At 39.4% G+C, this 20,749-nt stretch carries 11 protein-coding genes, 1 tRNA gene and 9 pseudogenes; 8 read left to right on the forward strand and 13 right to left on the reverse strand.

All coding sequences use genetic code 11. From position 1 onward, the window contains the following. Positions 1–447: 447 nt before the first annotated feature. Positions 448–918 carry a hypothetical protein gene (locus WG932_RS16230; protein WP_483084705.1) on the reverse strand — a complete coding sequence of 157 codons (471 nt, stop codon included), beginning with the start codon at positions 916–918 and terminating at the stop codon, positions 448–450. Between the two features lie 718 nt (positions 919–1,636). On the opposite strand from WG932_RS16230, the gene WG932_RS16235 reads away from it, so the two are divergent. Continuing rightward, entirely contained in the window at positions 1,637–1,852 is a 216-nt protein-coding gene (locus tag WG932_RS16235) for a hypothetical protein (protein WP_483084706.1), read from the forward strand. Positions 1,853–2,113: 261 nt separating this feature from the next. Here the strand turns inward: WG932_RS16235 and WG932_RS16240 are convergent. The 6 genes and pseudogenes from WG932_RS16240 to WG932_RS16265 all read right to left on the reverse strand — a co-directional run bounded on the left by WG932_RS16240 (position 2,114) and on the right by WG932_RS16265 (position 6,961). Next, positions 2,114–2,517: pseudogene (locus WG932_RS16240) on the reverse strand (HIT family protein). Positions 2,518–2,579: 62 nt separating this feature from the next. Further along, positions 2,580–3,053 (reverse strand): transcription elongation factor GreA, encoded by a 474-nt coding sequence (greA, locus tag WG932_RS16245; RefSeq protein WP_014019090.1) that lies wholly within the window; start codon positions 3,051–3,053, stop codon positions 2,580–2,582. Between the two features lie 140 nt (positions 3,054–3,193). Then, positions 3,194–4,125 (reverse strand): annotated as a pseudogene (locus WG932_RS16250) (2-hydroxyacid dehydrogenase). Between the two features lie 7 nt (positions 4,126–4,132). Continuing rightward, positions 4,133–5,497: pseudogene (gene mgtE / locus WG932_RS16255) on the reverse strand (magnesium transporter). Continuing rightward, positions 5,485–6,265, reverse strand: a pseudogene (gene rsmA, locus WG932_RS16260) (16S rRNA (adenine(1518)-N(6)/adenine(1519)-N(6))-dimethyltransferase RsmA). Before rsmA ends, mgtE begins: the two co-directional pseudogenes overlap by 13 nt. A gap of 234 nt (positions 6,266–6,499) precedes the next feature. Beyond that, positions 6,500–6,961 (reverse strand): septal ring lytic transglycosylase RlpA family protein, encoded by a 462-nt coding sequence (locus WG932_RS16265; protein ID WP_483084707.1) that lies wholly within the window; start codon positions 6,959–6,961, stop codon positions 6,500–6,502. Positions 6,962–7,454: 493 nt separating this feature from the next. Here WG932_RS16265 and WG932_RS16270 point away from each other — a divergent pair, with 493 nt between their 5' ends. The 6 genes from WG932_RS16270 (at position 7,455) to WG932_RS16295 (ending at position 11,716) form a co-directional block, all read left to right on the forward strand. Beyond that, positions 7,455–8,690: a metallophosphoesterase family protein gene (locus WG932_RS16270; RefSeq protein WP_483084708.1), complete on the forward strand. Its 1,236-nt coding sequence runs from the start codon at positions 7,455–7,457 to the stop codon at positions 8,688–8,690. Further along, positions 8,687–9,010, forward strand: a complete 324-nt coding sequence (locus WG932_RS16275) for an AAA family ATPase (protein ID WP_483084709.1) — start codon at positions 8,687–8,689, stop codon at positions 9,008–9,010. Before WG932_RS16270 ends, WG932_RS16275 begins: the two co-directional genes overlap by 4 nt. Then, positions 8,962–9,741, forward strand: coding sequence for a hypothetical protein (locus WG932_RS16280; RefSeq protein ID WP_483084710.1), 780 nt, complete (start codon positions 8,962–8,964; stop codon positions 9,739–9,741). The genes WG932_RS16275 and WG932_RS16280 overlap by 49 nt, the downstream gene beginning before the upstream one ends. 114 nt (positions 9,742–9,855) lie before the next feature. Then, positions 9,856–10,536, forward strand: a complete 681-nt coding sequence (locus WG932_RS16285) for a hypothetical protein (protein ID WP_483084711.1) — start codon at positions 9,856–9,858, stop codon at positions 10,534–10,536. A 131-nt stretch (positions 10,537–10,667) separates the two neighbouring features. After that, positions 10,668–11,561, forward strand: coding sequence for a hypothetical protein (locus WG932_RS16290; RefSeq protein ID WP_483084712.1), 894 nt, complete (start codon positions 10,668–10,670; stop codon positions 11,559–11,561). Positions 11,562–11,578: 17 nt separating this feature from the next. Next, complete coding sequence (locus tag WG932_RS16295; RefSeq protein WP_483084713.1) at positions 11,579–11,716, forward strand: hypothetical protein; 138 nt, start codon at positions 11,579–11,581, stop codon at positions 11,714–11,716. Positions 11,717–11,773: 57 nt separating this feature from the next. On the opposite strand, the gene WG932_RS16300 is transcribed toward WG932_RS16295, so the two are convergent. The 5 genes and pseudogenes from WG932_RS16300 to WG932_RS16320 all read right to left on the reverse strand — a co-directional run bounded on the left by WG932_RS16300 (position 11,774) and on the right by WG932_RS16320 (position 18,242). After that, on the reverse strand, positions 11,774–12,976 hold the full coding sequence (locus WG932_RS16300) for a glycoside hydrolase family 57 protein (RefSeq protein WP_014019098.1): 1,203 nt from the start codon (positions 12,974–12,976) through the stop codon (positions 11,774–11,776). 3 nt (positions 12,977–12,979) lie between these two features. Continuing rightward, positions 12,980–14,259, reverse strand: a pseudogene (locus WG932_RS16305) (glycosyltransferase family 4 protein). 11 nt (positions 14,260–14,270) lie between these two features. Next, positions 14,271–16,186, reverse strand: a pseudogene (locus tag WG932_RS16310) (amylo-alpha-1,6-glucosidase). A gap of 560 nt (positions 16,187–16,746) precedes the next feature. Beyond that, positions 16,747–16,822 (reverse strand) — tRNA-His (locus WG932_RS16315). Positions 16,823–16,900: 78 nt separating this feature from the next. After that, positions 16,901–18,242 (reverse strand): annotated as a pseudogene (locus WG932_RS16320) (dihydroorotase). 69 nt (positions 18,243–18,311) lie between these two features. Here WG932_RS16320 and WG932_RS16325 point away from each other — a divergent pair. Continuing rightward, positions 18,312–19,666 (forward strand): annotated as a pseudogene (locus WG932_RS16325) (DEAD/DEAH box helicase). Between the two features lie 50 nt (positions 19,667–19,716). Here the strand turns inward: WG932_RS16325 and WG932_RS16330 are convergent. Next, positions 19,717–20,572 (reverse strand): annotated as a pseudogene (locus WG932_RS16330) (alpha/beta hydrolase). Positions 20,573–20,749 lie beyond the last annotated feature (177 nt).

Consider the following 20,749-nt stretch of genomic DNA (forward strand, 5'->3'; position numbering starts at 1 on the left):
ATAAGTAATGGATACTTATCCTAAATAAAGTTTACCGATTATTATTCAAATACTACCTTTTCTGAATTCATCCCACAACACACTATCTTTTAATAATTCGGGGGACTCCAAATTATTAATATTGAACTTTTCACTTGAAAAAGAATCAAGTTTAAATTGAGGCATTTTAGGGTTTATTGTTGCTTAATTTTTAAATATAAGGATATTTTGAACACTCACTATTTAAAATTAAAATTATTGCCTAAAAAATAGAACAATTACATATTTGAGCATTATACCGTAAAATTTAGTAATGTTGTTGCGTCTGAAAAACTAGAAAATAGACTTAATTTCTACTACCACTACCTCATAAACCCCGGAGGACAATTTTGATGAATAGTACATCCCGACTGTACCTATCAACTTGTTGTAGGTGACATAAGCAACTTTTCATTTTTAGGTTTCAGTTCAATTGGTTACCCTCTTAGCTGATTTATCAAATCTTTGTTTCAGGTCTTCATAAATCACCTTGGCATCGGCAGCATTTACTTTGGCACCATACTTCACGGAATTGTAATAGCTGAGCGCTCCCACATAGGCCTCTGAGCCTGCCATCATCAGGGTATCGTTTAGATTGCTTTCCAATTGCTGCAAATCTCTTAGCAGCGGCATCAGCTCTTTTACAGCCAACCAGTCTTTCTCCAATTCTTGCAAATCAACGTAAGGAGGTAAAAACTGATTGTCTGATTGGGCATAATCCATTACCTTTTCCACAAAGGGAAGGGTGCCATCACTCATTTTGGGAACTGTTTGACGCTCGGATGGACTAAGTGCAATCAGCTGTGGACCAAGGATGGTTTTCAAGGTGGCCAAAGCTTCTTTTACGGCCTGAAGATCGGCTTCCGGAAATTGAATAGAAACTGCATTTTTCGCAATCATAAGATGGTTATTTAGGATAAAACATAATCAATTCTATTCAAATTACTTTTTTAGGTTTTAAAATACAAATAAGTTAGTATGAAATTTACTAAATAGTTAATATGAAAAAGATGGATTTATTTTTTTATCTCTCAATAATTTGAATCTTAGCCGAAATTATCCGGATCCTGAAAAGGACAAACTGAGATTGCCACCCATCCAGGGCACAGGGTTTAAATATTTACCTATTGCCACAGGGCTGACACCCTGTGCTAAGTCACTATGCCCTTTCAGGGCAAAATCAAAAAAATATCCCGATTATAAGTTCATTTTCAACTAAAAATTCAATGAGGTTAAACAGCAACTCCAACCAATCAATCCCGCCCCTGAAAGGGTCAGATATAATAGCACAGGGTGAAGCCCTGTGTGGAAAATCAATATTGCAACCTAAGCCCTGCAGGGGCGAAATATTTGAGCAATTCGGGATTTATCTGTGATGAATACTTGTCCTAAATAAAGTTTACCGATAATTATTTAAATACAACTTTAGATTTACATTTCACACCACCCCATTTCTCACCCTTTATTATAAAGAGGATTTTGAGTATTCAAATTAGCTTATTGAATTACTAATTTAATATTGAGTAAGTCCAATAAGCGAATCCAAAAAGGTTGGTATTAAGATAACCGGACTTCGGCTCCGCTCAGCCGACGGAAGGTTGTTTACCTTTTTGACCGAATGGCTTCGCAAGGACGATCCGGTTGGAAGGTATATGGTAATAAAACAATCCACTTTTCTAAAAAAACAGACCTGAAGGGTCTGAACTATAATAACCGTGGGTGGCAACCCACGGGAAAGGCAAACACCCCTACACTCAACACTGAAGGTGTTGAACAGCTACAAGTGATTCACGGAGAAGTAAAAGGTGAAAGAACTACAGAGCCGAAGGAGTAGCTTTTACGTTTGCATCACCCTATTACTTCGGCTTCGATCAACCGCCGGGAAAGGGATAGGTTCTTCTATTTATTATTTACGACCGATATACAGTTTGCGGTAAAATCCCCTTTGTCCCCCTTTGTTGAAGGGGATTTTGATTTTTCAGAATAGCTTATTGCATTACTAATTTAATGTTGAGTCAGCCCAATAAGCGAATTCAAAAAGGTTGGTATTAAGATAACCGGACCCTGAGCGGAGCCGAAGGGAAAGGGGAAGGTTTTAATTCGCTTGATCGAAAGCTTGCTTAATTTTTGAGGCAATTTCTTCCATTTCTGAAGGCTCCAATTGTAGCTTTGGCCTGCTGAAATTGATATCATCCATGCTTCTTAGCGGTACCAAATGGATATGTACATGAGGTACCTCCAAGCCGATGACAGCCACACCTATTCGGGTACATTTGATGACTGACTCTTGGGCTTTGGCGACTTTCTTGGCAAAAAGGTGAAGACTAGAATACAATTCATCATCCAGGTCATAGATGTAATCTACTTCTTCCTTGGGCACCACCAATACGTGGCCTTTTACCAAGGGCATGATGTCTAAAAAGCAATATGTTGCTCATCCTCAGCAACGATATGTGCCGGTATTTCTCGGTTGATAATCTTTGTGAAAATAGAAGGCATAAGTAAGGAAGTTAATGATTGATCACAAAAAATCCCGATGCATCGCAACCGGGATTAAAAAATTATATGCTTATTTCAAGCACTTCAAATTCTACCAAACCGGCAGGGGCTTGGATTTGAGCAATATCTCCGACTTTCTTTCCCAAAAGGCCTTTACCAAAGGGAGATGCTGAGGAAATCTTGTTTTGTTTAAGATCAGCTTCTTCCTCAGAAACCAAAGTATAGGAAACTGTCATGCCATTTTTTACATTTTTTATTTTTACAGTGCATAGAATACCTACCTTAGACGTATCCATTTTGGAGTTGTCCAATACCCTGGCATTACCAATGACGTTTTCCAGTTTGGCAATCTTCAATTCCAAATGCCCCTGAGCATCTTTGGCTGCATCATATTCTGCATTTTCACTCAAATCACCCTTATCTCTGGCTTCCGCAATTTGCTTGGCAATGTCTGTTCTGCCCTTGGTCTTTAGGAACTGAAGCTCATCTTTGAGCTTCCGCAATCCTTCTTCTGTATAATACTGTATGCTTCCCATATTTATTAATTGTTAGCCTCTTATTAAATAAAATAACGGCCTCAACCTTGAGACCGTTTCCATATGCTTCCATTATTTTCTATACGCAAAGATAAAATAAGAATTCATATTTTACAATTTAACTATCTTTTATTAAGACACTAACCCTTCCATTGACCGGCAATTTTAGCTACTAAAACCTCATTTATCTTCCGGTAAGACTCATTGGTCCACCCTGCTACATGCGGCGAAAAAAGGACTTGCTTGAATGTGGTCAGCTCCTCAAAAGAGGCGCGCTCCATTGGTGTCAAGCTTTTGAGCTTTTCCTTTTCCAATACATCCAAAGCAGCTCCTTTTATTTTTCCACTCCGAAGTTCCTGTATCAATGTCTTGACAGAGATAACCTCACCACGGGCTGTATTGATCAAATAAAAAGGCTTCTTGAAACCTTGAATCACCTCAGGTGAAAAAAAGCCCTGGTCTCTTCGGTCAAAGGCACATGAATACTCAATACATCCGCTTGCGCTTGAATGGTTTCAAAGCTGCATTCCTGTACATTTTCATCGCCGAAGCCCTTTTTGTATTTATCATAGGCAAGTATTTTCACACCAAAGCCCTTGAGTCGCTGAGCAAAAGCCGCCCCCATATTGCCATAGCCAAATATCCCTACAGTTTTACCACACAGCTCCACACCTCTATTCCCCTCTCTGTCCCAAACACCTTTCCTTACCTGTTGATCTGACTGTATATAGTGATTAAACAAAGCCAGGAGCATACCAAGAGCATGCTCTGCCACCGCATCTCGATTGCCTTCAGGAGCTGAATAGAGAGCTATGGAATTTTGCTCCAAATAGTCCAGGTCAATATTATCCAAACCTGCCCCTGCCCTGGCAACAAATTTTAATTGCGCCCCTTTTTTCAATAAGCCCCGGTCAATAGGCGTTTTGGACCTGATTACCAGCCCTTGGTAGTCAGAAATAATTTGAAGAATACCTTCCCTATCGATCTCCGGTCTATAATGCACCTCATGCCCTTTTTCTTCCAATAGGGGCACTATGCTCTCATGCATGAGGTCAATGATTAAAATTTTCATGTATGTATTAAAGATTCAACAATAAAGTAGCAACCATAAAGTAAACGGCTAAACCCATCAGGTCATTGGCCGTGGTAATAAAAGGCCCGGATGCCATGGCTGGATTTATCCCCAACTTATCTAGAATTATCGGTGTGAGGGTTCCCATAAATGAGGCAAGTAAAACCACACTGAACAAGGCAATACTCACGACCAAGCCAAACTTAACCTCCTTATCATATAAAAACCACCGTTCCCATCACAAATAAGGCCAAAACCAGTCCATTCAACACGGCCACTAAAAACACCTTTAGCAAACGTTTTGTGAGACTATCTTCAAAGACGGAACGATTGGCCAAGCTCTGAACGATTAAAGTAGAGGATTGAATACCCACATTACCACCTGTGGCAGTAATAAGTGGGATAAAAATGCCAAAGCTGTCACTGCATTTAGCCCTTCTTCAAAGAAGCCGATAAATCCTGCCCCTAATAGTCCGCCAACCATTCCAATCAATAGCCAAGGTAATCTTGCTCTTGACAGTCGGTACACAGAGTCGGATTCCTCCACATCGTCTGAGAAACCTGTCATGGCCTGAATATCTTCTTCTGCTTGGTCTCTTATCAAGTCAAGAATATCATCTACAGTAATTCGTCCTACCAGTTTGTTTTTCACATTCACCACAGGGACAGCCTCTAAATCATATTTTCTCATGATTTCAGCCACCTCTTCGCCTTCCATATAGGTGGGAACAGATATGATGTTTTCTTCATACAAATCTGCCACCTTGGTATTTGAAGAGGCTAAAATCAACTTTTTAAGGGCAACCCTACCGAGTAACTGCTCTTTATTGTCCACCACATAAATGCTGAAGATCTTTTCGACGTTTTCTGCCTGTCTCCTAATCTCATCGATGGTCTGTACCACCGTCCAGTTAAGGTTGGCCTTTATGATCTCCTTGGCCATCAAACCACCGGCACTGTCCTCGTCATACCGAAGTAACTCAATGATGTACAAGGACTTTTCTTTGACGGCTAGATGGCTAATCACCGCTTCCCGATCATTGACAACCAGTTGATTGAGTATATCCACCGCATCATCTGAGTCCATATGATCTATCAAAGTCGCCAATTCCTCAGGGGGCATGGCCTTAATTACTTTGTATTGAGGGTCCTCATCCAGCTCATTGAGAATGTCCGCAGAAAAATCAGGATCCAAAGCCCTTAAGACAAATAGGGCCTCCATCATGTCCAACTCATCCAATATCGCAGCAACATCTGCTTTATTGATGTCCAACATGGACTCCTGAATAAAGGCTACATTTTCACTTTCTATATTTTCCCTGAGCGCCTCCAGGTATTCCTTGGATAGCTCAAATGAGTTTAATTCTTCCAAGATGTTTCTAGTTGTTGGGTTAAAAGAACAAATTCATCTACTCCCAGTTGCTCGGCCCTTGAATCTAATATTGGTAATGCTTTAAATTCATCTGAAAGGCCCATTGGTTTCAATGCATTTCTTAGGGTTTTCCTTCTGGTACTAAAAGCCTGTTTGACAAGTCTGAAAAACAGCTTTTCATCACAATCCAACTTCTCTACATTGTTTCGGCTGATGCGGATCACACCGCTGTTCACTTTGGGAGGAGGGTCAAATACTTCCGGTGGCACTGTAAATAAATATTCCACATCATAGTAAGCTTGTAACAAAACACTTAAAATACCATAGGTCTTGTTTCCTTTTTTCGCAGTCATCCTTTCCGCCACCTCTTTCTGCAACATTCCTACCACTTCTGTCACCAGTTCTCTCTTTTCCAATACTTTAAAAAATATTTGACTGGAAATATTGTAAGGAAAATTGCCAATAATCGCATGAGGTCCCGCTAATTTATCCTTGAAATAATAATTCAAGAAGTCCCCTTCAATGATGGTAAGTGAATCCGGCTTATATTTTTTCTCAAGATAATGGATAGATTCTTTGTCTATTTCTATCAGATGTAAATCCCATTTTTCTCCAACAAAAATCAGTTAGCACGCCCATCCCCGGTCCAATTTCTAACACTACATTGGTACCCCTATGCCCAGTAAGTGCTCCGGCTATCTTCTCTGCCACACCTAAGTCTTTTAGAAAATGTTGGCCTAAATGCTTTTTAGCTCTCACTTTACTCATAACAATGCTAATTTAAAGGGATTTTAAGTCACCAAAAGTAAACAATATAATGCAACGACCATAACATAAACTGAACAGCATTAAAAAATATAAAAAGCCTTTTACCTCAACATTTCTATCCAATTTAAATCATATACGCTAGCTTAAGCTACCCAATTGGATGTGGTATTATTTTACCTTTTCCTTTCCATAATTACAAAGGCTATAACAGTATCTCCGTAGGGCTAAGCTCAGTCAAAATACTTTCTTTTTAATTTTAGTAAGTTCTTGCTCATCTTTCTTAACGCTTATTTCAGGATAATAACTCCTCAGGCGAATATCTTGGGGCACAGTATTGTATTGGTCTCTCAACCATTCTACAGCCGAAGCACTTAATAGCGAAAGTTTCACAGCAACAATCCCATCATTTACCATTTCTAAATGCTGGGCTACCCCTTTGGAAAGGTCGATTATTCGCTTGGAATTTTGCGGCAAGCGATCATTTATTCTTACAATGGCTTGCAAACCGTTCTTTTGATTGGTCACCTTCACCAAAGTTCCAAAAGGCAAGTGCTTGTGGGCCGCGGTAAATTCCCGCATATTGTAAACTTCTCCATTCGCTGTCCGACGATTATGAAATCGAACACCATAATAACTGGCAATTCCTTCTTGAATGACCAACAGGAGTCTGGGTAAGTAAAGGGAGATTGTGCCCATGAAATGCTTTCGAAGCCAATGACAAGCACAAGGCATATAGCCAAAATTCTTTTCATAACGTTTTTACTCACAACAATTGTTCCACTAGGATTAGGAATTGGGTTTTTTACCTATTCGGCCAAACGCCTTTTATTTTGACCCATTTTAATCCCATAATACAAGCGACAATAGTCTCTTCAAGTGAAAATTCCTTCAAAATTACATAAATGTCCTTGTCCTACTCTGTCTTTAACGTAAATTTATCTATAGGTTATGTATTGAATTTTCGGTATTCTTAAAATATCAGTAAGCAACAGAAGAGCATTAATACCTTGAAAACGAAAGAATAGGGAGTAAATTAAAGGAAATAAAATGAGCCAAACTGCAGCTTTTCAACTATGGAACAGAGGCAAAATGTTTAGTTTCATTACCAGTATTAGACAAACCTACTTCAACTATTGAAAACCATTTGATCCATTTAAACCCCAATAGGTTAACCATATTATTGTCGACAATGAAGCAAATTAAAATTTTACATACAGCCGATTGGCATTTAGGAAAAAGGCTTCAGGAAGCTTCCCGATTGGAAGAACAAAAGCTTGTCCTCGAGGAAATAATCGACATTGCCAATTCCGAAGATGTTGATTTGGTTTTACTTGCAGGAGATATATTTGATGGATTTAACCCCAGCCACGAAGCGATCGAATTGCTATACAAGACACTTCGAAAGCTTTCCAAAAATGGGCAAAGACCGGTTGTTGCCATCTCTGGTAACCATGACAGCAGCCAATTTATAGAAGCGCCGGACCCCTTGGCCAGGGAGATGGGCATATTTTTTTACAGCCGATATGACAGCATTATTCCCACAGGTAAACTTGACAGTGGTATTGAAGTGGTGGCCTCTGACAAAGGCTTTATTTCATTGCAGCTCCCTCATTTGGATTTTCCGGTACGAATAATATTGGCTCCTTATGCCAATGAGGTTTCTTTGCGAACCTATTTAGGAGAAGGGGATAGAGAAAACGAATTGCGTAAAGTACTGGAAGAAAAATGGAAGAACTTGGCTGATCAATTCTGTGACAACTCCGGTTTGAATGTATTCCTAGGTCATTTCTTCTTTGTCAAAGAAGGAACCACTCCGGAAAAAGAACCTGAAAGTGAACGACCCATTTTGCATGTGGGAGGAACACAGGCTTTGTATACGTCAAATATCCCTTCACAAATCCAGTATGCAGCATTGGGCCACTTGCACCGCTACCATGCCGCTAGCAAAAGTCCCTTTCCGGTTGTTTATTCCAGCTCTCCTTTGGCTTATTCATTCAGTGAAGCCGGCCAGGAGAAACAGGTGGTCCTCATTACCGGCATTCCCAATGAACCCATTAATTATCAACCTATTGGCTTAAAGCAAGGCAGGAAACTGGAAAGAAAAAAATTCAGTGACTTGCCTTCCGCCCTGGAATGGCTGGAAAACAACCCTTATTGTTTTGTGGAATTAACTTACGAAACTGATGATGCCATTGATGCCGCCACTAGAAAAAGTCTTTTGCAAGCGCATGACGGGATCATCAACATTATTCCCCAAATTAAAAACCTCGGCATTGATCAAGACCAACAGCTTCAAGTTAAAGATTTAGAAAAAGACATGACAAGTTTATTTAAAATGTATTATCAGAGTGAAAAAGGGCAACTTCCCAATGAGGCCCTGTTGTCAGTATTCAATGAAATCCTTAGCCAAGACGATAAAATATGATTCCTTTAAAGCTTTCCGTTCAAGGCCTTTACTCCTACAAGGAAGAACAAACCATAGATTTTGAAAAACTTACTGCAGCGGGAATTTTTGGCATATTCGGTGCTGTAGGCAGTGGAAAATCCTCCATTTTGGAGGCCATACTTTTGGCTCTGTATGGCAGCACTGAGAGGCTGTCTGACAGGGGGAGAAAAACAGCATGGTCAACCTGCAAAGCCAACAATTACTTATCAATTTCGAATTTAAGGCCGGGAAAAACAACAGTCAGATTTACTTGGCAAGGTATGCAGTCAAGCGGAACAGCAAAAGGTTTGATGAGATAAGACCTGCAGAGCATACTTTTTATCTTAAGGAAGGTGATGTAACCACGCCACTGAATCAAAATGCGGAAGCCATAATAGGCATGAAAAAGGAGCATTTTAAGCAAACCGTGATCATTCCACAAGGTAAATTCAGGGAATTTATAGACCTAACCCCGGGACCTAGAGCTGAAATGATGAAGGAGTTGTTTGGCTTGGCACGCTTTGATCTATCAGCCAAAACCGGTAGTCTCTTAAAAGTGGTTAGGGGTGAATTGATCCGGTTGGAAACACAATTGGAAGGCTTAGGCGATATTTCTGCAGAGCTTTTAAAAGAAAAGGAAAAAGCGAAACAAGAATTAGCAAAAACTGTGAATGCTGCTACAGAAAGCCTTGAAAAGACCAATTTGCAATTCCAATCCCTTCAAGCGCAAAAGCAAAAGCACAGTCAACTGCTGGCCTTCCAGAAGCAGTGGGAGGTTCTTCAAAGTCGAACGAAAGAAATTGAAACGAAGAAAAAGGAACTGAAAGCATTTATTCAGGCCAACAGTTATTTGAAACCGGTTTGGAATCAGATAAAAGATGAGCAGTTAGAACTAGAAAAAGCCAGCGTAGGATTTGCTGATTGCAACAGGTTTAAGGAAACTTATATTGAACAAATCGCAAAACTGGAACAACAAGAAGGAGAACTGAGAAAAAAGTCGATAAACGCCCTGAACGTGAAGCCAAAATCCGGGACTTGGAAAAGGTTATAGCTATTCAAATCATCCAAAGAAAACTAGACGCCGCTCAAAAAAATTTCCCAAATTAAACCCGCCATAGAAGAAGGCTTAGGCCAACAAAAAGCCTTAGAGAATCAACTTGAATTATTGGAAAAGGAGCTTGAAGAAAGTAGAAACCAGCCCAATAGTACACTGATGGCAAGACTTACCGGCGACTTAAAGGATTGGAAAAGCCTCTCCTTAAGCATCAAAAAACTGGAAGAGGCCATTGCCAAATTAAAATTAGAAAATGATTCCATTCAGAAAGAAGAAAACAAAATTCTAGGCATGATTCCTTCCCAATTCACGAGCTTGGAACTTTGGGATGCTTGGGAAAAAGAAAACATCAAATCTATAGAAGCGGATAAAGCAAAGTATATTGAAAAAAGCTTTACAGGCCCATATCCACAGTTTAAAAGAAGGAGAACCTTGCCCACTCTGTGGGGCTGTAGAACACCCTTCCCCCTTACTTCAGATCACACCGAAGAGAAGGTAAACGGCTATAATCAACAAATTGAGGAAACTAGACAGAATCTGGAAAAAATCCAACTCCTTTCCCGGAGGCTTTATGATCAGGAGCTTCAAAAGACCAATCAAACTAAACTAATATCCGACAAAACAGGAGAACTGCAGGACTTAAACCATCAATTCAACACCCTCAAAAATGAGTTAAGCACTTTAGGTATACATACTCTGGAAGATATCAATGAAAGGCTCTCAGTCCTTACGGATCAAATTAAAAAAGAAGATCAACTTCACAACAGTGCTCGGGATTATAGAAAAAAATAGACATTCTGCGGACTCGAATAGATGGTGCCCATCAAGAACTGAGAAAGGAAGAACAGCAGGCTATTGCCCATGCCAGCACCTTACAAGCAAAGGAAGATGAAATCAGTGACAAGGCTTTCTGTGAAAAATACATGGATTCTTCTACTGAGACCATCCAGCAAATGATAGCCAGTGTTCGAAAGGACATTGAAGACACGGCCAATTTATTGGATGGGAAACAAAAAGTACTGAAGGAAAAGCGCCAAGATGCTGCAACCAATTTGGCAAATCTGGAGAATTTCAGCAAAAGCAAAGAGGAAGCATCTATCAAACTGGAAAAGTTAAAAAATGAATTCGATGCTTTGAAAACCCAGTATGGACAAACAGATCAGGCTCAGTTGGAAAAACTATTCAACAGCAAGTTGGATGAAGACAAGCTTGATCAAGAAATACGGGAATATGAGCAAGACTGTTCCGTAGTTCAATCCCACTTGGCAACTCTAGAAGCTGAAGAAGGCATCAAAACCTTTGACCAGAATTACTTTGACGAAGTTGAAGAAAATCACGCAAAGAAGAAAGAGGAATTGGAGCAGGTGCAAAAACAGAAAATAAACATAGACCGAGATGTTTCAGACATTAGGGAGAAGCTTGAGACAAAGAAAGGTTTACTAAAGATATTGGATACCATGGAAAACAGGGCTTCCAATTTAAAAGAATTGGAACAGTTGTTTAAAGGCAGTGGCTTTGTGAAATATGTCAGCAGCATATACCTTAAAGAATTGTGTAACACGGCCAATAAGCGATTTACACAATTGACAAAAAACAGCCTAAGACTGGAAATTGATGACAACAATACTTTTTGGGTGATAGATTATTTAAATGATGGACGAAAAAGGTTACTCAAAACTTTATCCGGAGGCCAAACCTTTCAGGCATCCTTATGTTTAGCGCTGGCTTTGGCAGAAAAGGTAAAATCACTCAATCAAGCGGATCAAAGTTTTTCTTTTTGGATGAGGGCTTTGGAGCTTTGGACAGGAAGTCCCTAAGAATAGTTTTTGAAACCTTGAAGGCCCTAAGGCATGAAAACAGAATTGTAGGTATAATAAGTCATGTAGAAGAATTGCAACAAGAAATCGGTGTTTTCGCCACTATAGAATTAGACCCTGAAAAAGGAAGTCAAGTAAAATACAGCTATCAATAAAAAAAGCATCCCTGATTCACAGGGATGCTAACTATACTAAATTCTTCTCGAAGTCAATTAGGCCTTAGCTTTTTCAGCTTGTTTCAATCGTAGGATAAAGTCACTAAGTACATTCATGTAATTGATAAAGGCTTCATAGGGACTTTCATAGGGGCTAAAATAAGCATGTATGTCGCCATCGGAGAAAAACTTAGTACACATATAATAAAAATGATCGCTGGTTTGTAAATACCTCCAATCTTTATAAATCTCAGGGTCATCACAGCGTTTTACCATATTCTCCAATTCAAAGAGTCTGTCAAATGCTTCGTCTTGAAGGTCATTCCCCAACCAAGCGGTAAGATCACGCTCCTCATCCGCCCAAGAAATCGGAGTAGGCACATTGATTTGTCCTACAGGAGATGCATTGGCTATCACCTCAGAGGGTGTAGAAAAGCTAAAGTTGGTTTGTTGAAAAATTGCCCCCGGAAGATCTTTCATAAATTCAAAAATGCCTGTCTCCTTCCATTGGTGTTCACCAAATGTCTCATAATCCATAAATAGATTGATCACCTCATCTTCTTGGGGCACTTGATTGAGCCAGCCGATAAACTTATCTGTGGTGAGGGGATAATCCGTCCAGGTTTTTTCACCAAATCTAAAGGCTATATCATCACTAAGCCTAAAATTTTTGAGTAATACTTTCAGTTTGGGTTCAATTGAATTAACATATACAAAATTGGGGCTTTTCCAACCCAGTATATGTTTGGCACCTTCAGATAGGATTCCATCAAAACCCATTTTTGCGACCATCGCCCCTATTTCATCAGAGTAAATCAACTCTGTATTTCTAAATACCTTGGGTTTATAGCCGTTGAAGTGATGTTGAATCTTTTCCTGGTGCAGGCTTACCATATCCTTAAACTCAGTCTCACTTTTGAGAGCGCAAAGTGAATGTCCATAAGTTTCATTGAGTAATTCTACATGACCTGTAGCCACCAGTTCTTGAAAACTGTGTAGTACTTCCGGGGCATAGGCCTCCATTTGGTCGAGAACCGTACCTGATAGTGAAAAGCACACCTTGAACTTCCCATCATATTTCCTGATTAATTCCAACAATAGTTGGTTCATTGGCAAGTAGCACTTTTTAGCTACCTTATTCATGATGTTTCTGTTCGAGTAGTCATCCCAATAATCATGATCATCCCCAATCTCAAAAAAGCGATAAGGTTTTAATCTAAAGGGTTGGTGTACTTGAAAATAAAAACAAATGGTTCTCATATCCTATTGATTAACGGTTTGCTTATAAATACCTATTACTTTTTCGGCAACGTGCTCCCATTTGAGCCTTTTTAATTCTTCTCTTCCCATTTCTTTAAACATTTTGGATATCCCATTGTAATGCAACAATGCAAAAATGGAATCAGCCATTGCATCGACATCCCAGAAATCCACCTTCACTGCATTTTGCAGGACTTCTGCAACGCCGGACTGTTTGGATATAATCACCGGAGTACTGTGCCTTACAGCCTCTAGTGGGGATATTCCAAATGGCTCTGAAACGGAAGGCATAACATACACATCGCTTAGGGCAAACATTTTGTCTACATCATCCCCTTTGAGGAATCCTGTAAAATGAAATTTTGTTCCTATCCTTAGTTCGGCAACCCTTTGGATCATTCGATTGAGAAGATCTCCGGACCCTGCCATTACGAACCTGACATTTTCATCTTTTTTTATCACTTTTGCCGCAGCTTCCACGAAATACTCAGGACCTTTCTGAAAGGTTATCCTACCTAAAAAAGTGACAATTTTTTCCGGCACTTTTTCTCTACATGTGACTTGATGATGCTTGTATCCAAAACAGCATTATGAACCACAGTTACTTTTTCTTCAGGGATTCCATATTTGGTCACTATCGTGTTTTTGGTGAGTTGGCTTACGGCGATAATTTTATCCGCTGCCTCCATTCCGGCTTTTTCTATATCGTAAACCCTTTGATTTACGGTTTGCCCTGAACGGTCAAATTCAGTTGCATGAACATGCGCTATCATGGGTTTCCCACTAATCTGTTTGGCGGCAATTCCAGCGGGAAAGGAAAGCCAATCATGTGCATGAATCAAGTCAAACTTTTTATTTTTGGCAATCTGAGCAGCAACCAGCGCATAGCGCGACACCTCCAAAATCAAGTCTTTACCATATTTACCACTAAAACTAAACTTATTGGCCAGCACGCTGGATTCAAGCTCATCCTGATCTTTAAGCAGTCGTTCGGTATGGTTATGATATTCCTCAGGGCTAAGGTAGGGTATAAGGAAAGAACTCACCTCAAGGTAGGTAAGGCTTTTCCAAATGTCTCGAAATCGACGTTCCCTATAATCAATTTCTATTTCACTCGCGTTCACAAATTCAGCCAATGGATCTTCATCACCCCAGAGTTTGGGAACAACAAAAATCAGGTCTTGTTTGTGGTGGTCCATCCCTTTGACTAAACCATAACAGGCAGTACCTAAACCACCAGAAATATGAGGAGGAAATTCCCAACCAAACATTAATACTTTCATATATTGTCCCTTTACATGTTGTTGATTAAATATTTCATCCTTAACAATTCACCTACACTCCAAGCCTGGGATATTGCCCCTTTAGGTCTGTGGGGAGGGTCACCTTCATAAATTTCCGCAATTGTCCCTATTCCATATTGAGTCATCACTTCATCAAAACTATCAATCATGGACTCTACCAACTTCTTTCCTTGCTTGCCGTGCAATTTTAAATAACCTTCAGCAAAATGCCCCAATAACCATGGCCATGCAGTACCTTGATGGTAGGCATTGTCTCTTTCAGTTTGGTCTCCTTTATAATAGCCCTTGTATCGCGGGTCACTGGGCGCTAGGGTTCGTAAGCCCCTATTCGTAAACAAGTTGGTCTTTACCACCTCCAACACGCAGTCTTTTTGTTCATTACTAAGGGGACTATAGGGTAATGAAGTGGCAAATACCATGTTTGGTCTTATGGACCAATCCTTTTCTTCATAAGTGACCACATCCGCTAAGTACCCCTTCTTCTCTGACCAAAAACGATCTACAAAGCTCACCTCCACCTGATCTGCTAATTTACGAACCTCCTCATCCCCGGTCATCTCATGATAGAACCGAAGTGCATTGTACCATAGGGCATTGATTTCTACAGGACATCCAATTCGTGGTGTCACCGGCCCTTCTTTGGTTACGGCATCCATCCATGTCAACCCAACGCCTTCCACGCCTCCACTGATAAGTCCATCTTCTTGAACATGAATTTTAAAATCTGTCCCTGCCTTAAAGCCATCTATAATCCCCTTGCATTTATCTATGTATTTCGACAGTATTGTCTGTTTATCTCCAGTAAAAATAATATATTGTTGCAAAGACCAGAAGAACCAAAGTGGAGCATCAATAGAGTTCATATTTGTAGAAACTCCACTTCCTACATTTGGAAACATCGCTCCTTTTAAATCTTTGGTCATGGAATCCATAACATCTAAAAAGGTCTGATTGTCTTCCATGGTCAAAGTAAGCCCCGGCAGCGCTATAAAAGTATCTCTACCCCACCAGCCGAACCAAGGGTATCCCGCTATCACACGTGTTTCTCCATCACGTTTACTTATAAATTGGCCGGCAGAATTTTTCAAGCAATTTTCAAAATTATCCCTTGGTATTCTTCTTTCAATTTCCTTTTTAAATTATCGTGAAGCTCAGCTGTATTGGCTACTTTCAGTCCGGCAGAAAAAATTACTTCATCACCTTTTTCCATCTCAAACTCGAAATACCCCGGTACATATAGGTCTTCCTGATAATCATATCCTCGTTCTATTTCTTTTGAGTATTCTATATTATAAAACCAATCCGGCACAGGTACAAAATCGTTGTCCATTGAAACCTGTAATGACAATGGGTCATAAGCCTCGTAAAGCTGAACCTGTACGCCATTTTCTATCTTTTTTATTTTTTTATTAACATAAGTATTGGCTTTAGATAATCCGTGGTAGCCACGAAAAGCCAGAAATGGATTAATTCTTATTTGGGTAGGAATAACAGCATCTGCCAAGGTATACCTTATCATAACCCGGTCGGCTGTAGAATCTAAGATAATTTCTTTTTCAAAAATCACCCCTCCTACCCTATAGGTAAGTTTTGGAATGGGTTCAGAATCAAAATCTTCAAGGTATTTATGTCCCCGTGGTGAATAGGTACCCGGATATTTATTAATTCCCAAATTAAAGACAGCATCTTTTTGTACGATGCTTTCATGTACGTTAGATAGCAACACGTGAAGTTGACCATCTATTTGAGGCTGTGGAGCAACCAATAGCCCATGGTATTTTCTGGTATTGCAGCCAATAATGGTTGTACTCGTATAACAACCCAAAGGGTTTGATCGGATGATCTCTTTTTCTAAAGAGTAGTTGAGGTTAATGAGTTGAGTCTTATCAAAGTGTATATAGCTCATTTAATCAAATGTTTGAGGTTTTTATAAAAATACTTTAATACTTCGTAAAGAAAAATATTTAAGATAAAAACTAAAGCAATTAAGCTAAATGATTAAGATAAAGCTGTTTTTTGACAAAAAAAGAACTCTATTAGAGTTCTTTTGGAATATTATATTTTCATTGCTACTCAAGTAGCTTCTTTTTGAATTTTCTCTAGATTCTTAATGGATTCCTCAAATTTCATCATATACATCTGCACATGATTTAAATTTACATATTTTATTTGAGGAAAATTTTTTGAAGGTTGAAGTAACTTAAACATGATCTTCTGAAATTAAATGAATTCTACAACAATCGCTAATCAAATAACATGCCATAAACATGAATACCTTCTGCATGGGTAACCAACAAAAGCAGACTATAAAACAAGCTTAGTGTATTGCTCTTTAACCATTCTAAAGACGAGAAAAGAGACTGCCCCATTTACTTGCAATAACCTCAAATTTTCTGGGTTAAAATACCAACCCATTGTAGGATGCAGTAATAAAAAAACAACCCTCCCTAATCAAAGGGAGGGCTTGGGTGAAGGACCGGGTTCGAACCGGCGACCTCTGGATCCACAAACCAGCGCTCTAACCAGCTGAGCTACAATCACCATTTTATTTCATTTTCTGATTCTTTTATCAGATGGGATTGCAAAGGTAATATGCTTTTTTCAGTCACGCAATACCAAGCTAGATATTTCTTGAAAATTTAAGTCTTTCACCCTTTTTTCTTCATTAAAGACCCCATTCTCATAAGCCAAATGGCCTGAAACTATCGTATGGGTAACTTTTGACCTAAACTTTTGACCTTCGAAAGGAGACCAACCACATTTAGAAAGCACATTTTCCCTTTCTACTTCCCAAGAATTGTCCAAATCTACCAATACTAGGTCTGCATAATATCCCTCTCTTAAAAAGCCCCTGCTTTCAATTTCAAAAAGTATGGCAACATTGTGGCTCGTTTTCTGAACGATTTGCTCCAAACTAATTTTTCCATTATGGTACATTTCAAGTAAGGCCACCAAACCATGCTGCAATAGAGGCCCTCCTGAAGGAGCTTTAAGATAGGGCTGCTCTTTTTCTCCAATAGTGTGTGGCGCATGATCAGTAGCTATTACATCGATATTGCCTTCTAATACCCCTTTTAATATGGTATCCCTGTCATTTGAAGTTTTGATGGCCGGGTTCCATTTGATCCAATTTCCTTTTTTGTTATAATCCTCTTCAGAAAACCATAAATGATGTATGCAAGCCTCTGCAGTAATCCTTTTTTCAGCAAGAGGCAACGTATTGTCAAATAAACCCACTTCTTTCCCGGTACTGATATGCAATACATGCAATTTTGTACCATGGGTACGCGCCATTTCTACTACAATTTTGGAAGCATCATAACAGGCTTCCTCTGATCTGATTTTAGGGTGAAATTTAGCCGGAATATCCTCTCCATACTCTTGCTTAAATCTTTCTAAGTTTGCCTTGATGATGTTGTCATTCTCACTATGGGTAGCGATCAAAATCGGACACTCTCTGAATATGGCCTCCAAACTGTCCGGATTATCTACCAACATATTACCGGTGGAGGACCCTTGAAAAACCTTCACTCCACAAACATTTTTAACATCTACACTTTTGATGGTCTCAATATTGTCATTGGTTGCTCCTAAATAAAAAGAGTAATTTGCTAAGGACTTAGCCGCTCCAATTGCATATTTCTCCTCCAATAGTTCATGGGTGGTGCTTTGAGGGATGGTATTTGGCATTTCCATAAAGCTGGTCACACCCCTGCCACTGCTGTTTTACTTTCTGTATAAATTTCAGCCTTATGTGTCAATCCCGGCTCCCTAAAGTGAACCTGATCATCAATTAAACCTGGTAATAGGTATTTGCCTTTGGCATCTATCACTATATCCGCATCTTTTCCTGACAAATCTCCACCCACCGAATATATCAAGCCCTCCTTTATATACACATCTCCACGTATAATCTTACCTTCATTTACTATATTTGCATCACGGATTAGTATTCTTTTCATAGCATTTGTTTTATATGGTAGGTGCTTGGGTCGAAACACCTCTTAATATTTTCCTAAATTTATAAAATCATGTCCGATCAGCTATCATCTTTCGAAAATTTTAAACTGAATAACCAACTTTTAAATGCTGTGAAGGAAATTGGTTATGAAAAACCTACGCCTATACAGGAAAAAGCCATCCCTTTGGCTTTGGCCGGTCACGACATACTGGGCATCGCCCAAACAGGTACGGGCAAAACTGCGGCCTATGTCTTGCCCTTATTGTACAAAGTAAAATACGCACAAGGCCAGCACCCTCGTGCTTTAATTATGGCTCCCACAAGAGAACTGGTAATGCAGATTGAAGAGGCTGTTGTAGGTTTCGGTAAATATACAGACTTAAGGTATGTTTGCCTCTATGGTGGCTTGGGGCCAAAACCACAGATTGAAAAGCTACAAGAAGGAGTGGACATTATCATTGCAACTCCCGGAAGGTTCATAGACCTCTACCACAAGGGTGAAATTTACACCAGAGATATTAAAACCATGGTATTGGATGAAGCTGACAAAATGTTGGACATGGGCTTCCTTCCGCAAATAAAAAACATCTTGGAAGTGATCCCTGTCAAGCGGCAAAACCTCTTGTTTTCCGCCACCTTCAGCCAACGAGTAGAAAATCTTTCTTATGAATTCCTTGAATTTCCCGAGCGTGTAGAAGTTGCCCCTCAAGCGACTACCGCCGAAACCATAGCTCAAGTAAAATATTTTGTTCCCAATATCAGAACAAAGTTAGACCTATTGCTAAGACTTGTCAACGAGGATGGTTTTGAAAGAGGGATAATCTTTACCAAGTCGCGTAAAAATGCCGACACCGTCCATCAATACCTTCAAAAAAATCAATCCGGAAGTATTCGGGTAATTCATGCCAACAAAGGTCAAAACACAAGGATCAACAGCATGGATGATTTCAAAAAAGGAGAGGTAAAAATCCTGGTGGCTACAGATGTAGCGGCCAGAGGCTTAGATGTAAGTTTGGTTAGTCATGTAATCAATTTTGATGTACCCTTAATTTACGAGGACTATGTACACCGGATCGGCCGAACAGGTAGGGCCGAAAATGAAGGAAAAGCAGCTACATTTATTAACCCTGCCGAAGCTTTTCATTTCGAAAAAATAGAATCCATCATCCGAATGCTTGTCCCCGAGCAAGAAATCCCTGAAGAAATCACCCAACATAAAACACCTTTTGAAGAAAAACAGGCTTATGAAAGGGAGATCGACAAACAAAAAAGAGGCGATGACCCTGAATTTAAGGGGGCATTTCAATAAAAAAGGGGTACTCGAAACCTTATAAAGAGAAAGAAGAAAAGCGCGGCAACAAAAACAGCAAGGCCAAACGAAACAGAAATCAAATGAAGAAAAAAGCAAGCCACAAGAACAAATAGGCGAGCAAGCTCACCTATTTGTTTGCTTTGCTAATTGGGATGTTTTTCAATTACTTTTGATGAAAAGTATCTGAAACAAAGGCGAGGACATTCGGGAGTGATTCTCTCCAATACGTCCAATTATGGGCACCATCACGAATCCTAAATTCATGCGGGATCTCCATTTTCTTCATGGCAATATGAACGAGACTATTTCCTTCATACAAAAAATCATCGTCTCCACAATCAAAAAACCATTTTACCGACTTAATCTTTTCAATATCATTAACTTCCAATTGTCTTAAGGCCTGATGTTTGTCATAATATGCTCTCAATTGGTCTTTATCCTTGACTTCGCTCTCAAATCTTTTTAGAAAATCATCATACGCGGTATTCCTTAACGAGGCACTAAGTGGACAAGCCGATGAAAACAATTCCGGCCGATGCATGGCATAGAAATAGGTTCCTCCACCTCCCATAGAAAGACCTGAAATCGCCCTATATTTTTTCGCGCTTGATTCTGTACTGAGACTCCACATAGGGCATTAATTCTTCAAAAAAGAAATCTTCATACCTCCATTCATTTTTTATATCATTAAAATAGCCCCTATTACCTGTATTGGCGTCCGGCATTACAATAATCATTGGTGTGGCCGTACCATCCTCAAAGGCATTGTCGGCAATTCGTTGCACTTCCCCAAATTGAACCCAGCCGGTTTGGTCGTCACCTGCACCATGCAACAAATAAAGCACAGGATAGGATCTTTGGGAATACTCATAACCCGGAGGCAGGTACAAAGCAAACTTTCTCTCCATACCAAGGATTTTACTGTCTACTGTTAATGCATCAAACACCCGGCTTTCTTGGGCCAATAAGCTTGAAAACGAAAGAAAAAACAAAGGCAATAATATTCGTAAAATTTTCATTTATTTATTGGTTTATTTTGGCTAGGGAAAGTAAAGAATTATTCTAATTAATTTATTATTATAATGACTAAATATAGCAACAAAAAAATTGGCTGAATTATTAAGTAGCTATTCAACAACCCAATGGTATTTTCATTATTTTAACCTAACAATCAAGGCAACTATCTACAAACAATT

This window comes from Cyclobacterium sp. SOCE241, from assembly GCF_056867545.1.